Source organism: Endozoicomonas sp. SESOKO4 (assembly GCF_024606275.1).
Genome location: NZ_JAHHPS010000198.1, coordinates 1 through 3,390, shown reverse-complemented (window position 1 = coordinate 3,390; position 3,390 = coordinate 1). Strand labels below are relative to the sequence as shown.

Here is a 3,390-nt window from a genome sequence, read left to right as displayed (position 1 = left end):
GATGGGCATTCGGCTTTTTTGAATACTGGTACGGGAGAACCCGGTACTGAGACTCATCTCATGCCGACAAAGGTATGAGCCTGTCGATAAAAAACTCTCATTTAGACTCCCTTTCTGACAGCCTAAGAGATACTCTAATGACACCTCAAAGTCGGCAAATAGTAGTATTCACTTCATGATCCCAACGGAATCCCTCGAAATTGTCAGGGCCGTAGCCCAGTTCAGAAACTTTACGGCAGCAGCCAGGCACCTGCATAAAGTACCTTCTGCCATCAGCTACACCGTCCGGAAGCTGGAAGAGCGACTGGATGTACAACTGTTTTTGAGAGACAGCAAGCGGGTCGAGCTGACTCCGGCGGGTGAGCACTTTATCAAGCAGACAGGCAAACTGCTGGCTGAACTGGAGGAACTGGAAAAAACAACCCGCCAGATGGCTTCGGGCTGGGAACATGACATCAAGATTGCCCTGGATAACGTCGTTAACCAGGGCATGGTTTACGATTTGATTCGCGACCTTCAAACCGTTCGTCCCGAGACCAACCTTGTAATCAATACTGAAGTTCACAACGGCTCATGGGATGCGCTCTTCCACAACCGATGCCAGCTGGTCATTGGTGCTCCCAAAACCATTCCAGACAATATTGCTACTAATGACCGTTTTGAATGGAAATCTATGGGTTCTCTGGCATGGGACCTGGTGATGTCTCCAGAGCATCCATTGGCCAGCGTTTCCGGTCCGATCAGCCAGGACATGCTGAAGACTTATAGTTCGATCTGCATTCAGGATACTTCCAGAGTCTTTCGACAGGGCTACAACCTGTTGCTCGAAGACCAGCAAATCCTTCTGGTTCCCAGTTTTCGCATGGCTATTGAATGCCTGCTGAAAGGGTTGGGCATCACTATCATGCCAAGCCACTTTGTTCAGCCCTACATTGAACAGGAGTTGCTGATTCGCAAGGATGTTCTGGATATTCCCATGAATGACCGTTGCTATCTGGCCTGGAACAAGGAAGTCATGGGCAACGGTATTCGCTGGGTTCTGAACTGGTTGGGTGAAGAAAATTGGCTGAACAAAGTCTGGCTACAGTACGACGCCATGAAGCCCATGGGATATCACGTTCCCTGAATCATACGTGTCAGGCAACTGTGCACTGGAAGTCCAGCGCAGACTTCAGGGGTGGATATGTCTTCTTAAGATGGATGCGGCCAGCACTTCATATGCAGCTCGCATGCAAGCTCTTCTTCTACAGGACCAATGACTTCTATGTTGCCATAGCAGCAGTCAAAAACGTTTCTGCAACCCATTTGAGTGGAGTGCCCGGCAATCTGGTCCAGTGCTTGCATACTGCATCCGTACACCACTTTCTGGATTCCGGCCCAATATATTGCTCCGGCACACATTGGGCAGGGCTCTGTGCTGCTGTAAAGTGTGCATTCACACAGTTGTTCTCTTGGTATCTGTCTGCAGGCATGGCTGACCAGACTGAGTTCTGCATGCCGGGTCTGGTCACTTTCTGCTTCGGTAGTGCTTTCAGACTCCAAAAGAATTCTGCCGTTATGCACCAGCACCGCACCAAAGGGCGCCTCCCCTTTGTCCAGAGCCTGACTGGATAACTCTATAGCTCGATAGATGAATGGTTTGTGCTCACTCATGAGAAACCCCATAGATATCGGAGAGAGGAATTTTTATGTTAGCAGGAAGTCCCGCTTCTGCGCCGATCAAAACGGTTACCCATAGCCAGTAAATTCCCCAGCAAAATAACCGCCACTCCCAACACAGAAACCGGCGTCCATTGGTGCCCCTCCAAAACGGTTGAGATCAACAAGGCAATGATGGGATAAATAATATCGACATAGGCGGTTCTGTCAGATCCCATGCGCTGAATCAGGGCAATGTATGAGGTCATTGCCACTACCGAACCAAAAGTCACCAGATAAATCAGGGAAACCAGATAACCCGGACTGAAGTCAAACGTTGGCGGAACGCCACGGAGCAAAGCCATAGCCCCCATTTCCAGACCACCGTAAAACATGGCAAACACCGTCACAGGTGCCACTGACAAGCCATCTTTCTGATTAACTTCACAGGAGACACTGCCCATGGAAAACATCAGTGCAGCGCCCAGTGCCAATGCCAGTCCCTTTAGCTGCAGGGTATTGGAATCAATCTGTGAGATATGGGGAAAAAACACCATAAGCACACCGGCACTGCCCAATGTCGCTCCTATGAGAACAGAACGTTTAACGGCGTGCCCTAACCAGAAACGAGCAATCACAACATTTGAATAAAGAATGCCCGTACAAATTAATGCTGAAAGCCCACTACTGATGAATTTTTCGCTTTCATAGACCAGCCAGTAGGAAATACCGCAAAGGAAGGTTCCCTGGAAAAAGAATCTGAGATGCTGCCGAAGGGTAAAGCCCGTTAAGCCGCCTCTGAAACAGCAAATAAACCATAACAACACAGCGCCAGACAGAAACCGGTAAGCGACTGACCACATGGCGTCAACAGTCCCCAGCTGCCAGCTGACGGCATACCAGGTGGAGCCCCAGACCAGAGAGCAGATACAGAAAAGAGTGGCATTGGACACGTTCTGAACTTCCCGCATCAGAATATTAACTGTATGACATTAGGCCAACTGCAAAGTTTCGCCAGAGCACTAAACGCTTTATATCCAATTCTGATAAAAACTGGAAATTGCTTAGTGGAACGAAAACTTGCCTTCAACCGGGGGGACACAATGCTCTTGTTCTGACACGACATACTGCATGGTCTGACACTCCCGGTACAACCAGCTCTTGGCTTCCAGGGACATTGCAAGAAATTCAGAGAACTGACTATAACAGATGCCATTGGCGGTCATCATAATATCGGAAGCCACCAGCAAAAAATGGCCTGAATCCAGCATCTCCAGAAACAGTTTAAGGGTAGGTAAACCATGGTTGAGGCGGGTCATATCGGCCTGAACTAAAAATGCAGAGGAAGGCTTCAAATCCAGCTCGGTTGAAAAAAGAATACCAAATGGCTTAATAAACAGACGACTATCGAGTACGCCATCCAGAGACTGAAGTGATGAGATATGCAACCCCTCACACCGGTCACACATCCAGAATTCATGACCGTCCTTATTGAGCCATTCTGCCACCTGCTGAAGGTCTGGTATTACTAACTTTCGCATCAACGCTATCTCTGTTTTATTAACTATCTTATGGGTTCCTTCAGAGTGAGGAAATGGTCAGTTTGACCAAAACCTGATGCAATCCAATTGCACCGGTTATCAAAATCTGCAAGTGTCACTAACGATTCTGTCAGTCATTTTGGCGGCGAATCCCTGCATACTCTGCAAACAACATCAAATAGCAACACAAGGAGTGCAGATTATGCAGGGA

4 protein-coding genes are annotated in these 3,390 nt (G+C 48.4%); 1 reads left to right on the top strand and 3 read right to left on the bottom strand.

Translation table 11 applies throughout. The annotated features are described in order from the left end of the window. Positions 1-175 precede the first annotated feature (175 nt). On the top strand, positions 176-1,126 hold the full coding sequence (locus KDK16_RS03865) for a LysR substrate-binding domain-containing protein (protein WP_257254613.1): 951 nt from the start codon (positions 176-178) through the stop codon (positions 1,124-1,126). Positions 1,127-1,191: 65 nt separating this feature from the next. Here the strand turns inward: KDK16_RS03865 and KDK16_RS03860 are convergent, their stop codons facing one another. From KDK16_RS03860 to KDK16_RS03850, 3 genes are all read right to left on the bottom strand, one after another. Beyond that, positions 1,192-1,653 carry a nucleoside deaminase gene (locus KDK16_RS03860; RefSeq protein WP_257254612.1) on the bottom strand — a complete coding sequence of 154 codons (462 nt, stop codon included), beginning with the start codon at positions 1,651-1,653 and terminating at the stop codon, positions 1,192-1,194. Positions 1,654-1,691: 38 nt separating this feature from the next. Continuing rightward, complete coding sequence (locus tag KDK16_RS03855; protein WP_257274751.1) at positions 1,692-2,609, bottom strand: DMT family transporter; 918 nt, start codon at positions 2,607-2,609, stop codon at positions 1,692-1,694. 93 nt (positions 2,610-2,702) lie between these two features. Further along, entirely contained in the window at positions 2,703-3,179 is a 477-nt protein-coding gene (locus KDK16_RS03850) for a hypothetical protein (protein WP_257254610.1), read from the bottom strand. Positions 3,180-3,390 lie beyond the last annotated feature (211 nt).

Excerpts from the sequence above, each read along its gene's own strand:
- KDK16_RS03865 (WP_257254613.1), top strand. The coding sequence starts at position 176 with ATGATCCCAACGGAATCCCTCGAAATTGTCAGGGCCGTAGCCCAGTTC.
- KDK16_RS03860 (WP_257254612.1), bottom strand. The coding sequence starts at position 1,653 with ATGAGTGAGCACAAACCATTCATCTATCGAGCTATAGAGTTATCCAGT.
- KDK16_RS03855 (WP_257274751.1), bottom strand. The coding sequence starts at position 2,609 with ATGCGGGAAGTTCAGAACGTGTCCAATGCCACTCTTTTCTGTATCTGC.
- KDK16_RS03850 (WP_257254610.1), bottom strand. The coding sequence starts at position 3,179 with ATGCGAAAGTTAGTAATACCAGACCTTCAGCAGGTGGCAGAATGGCTC.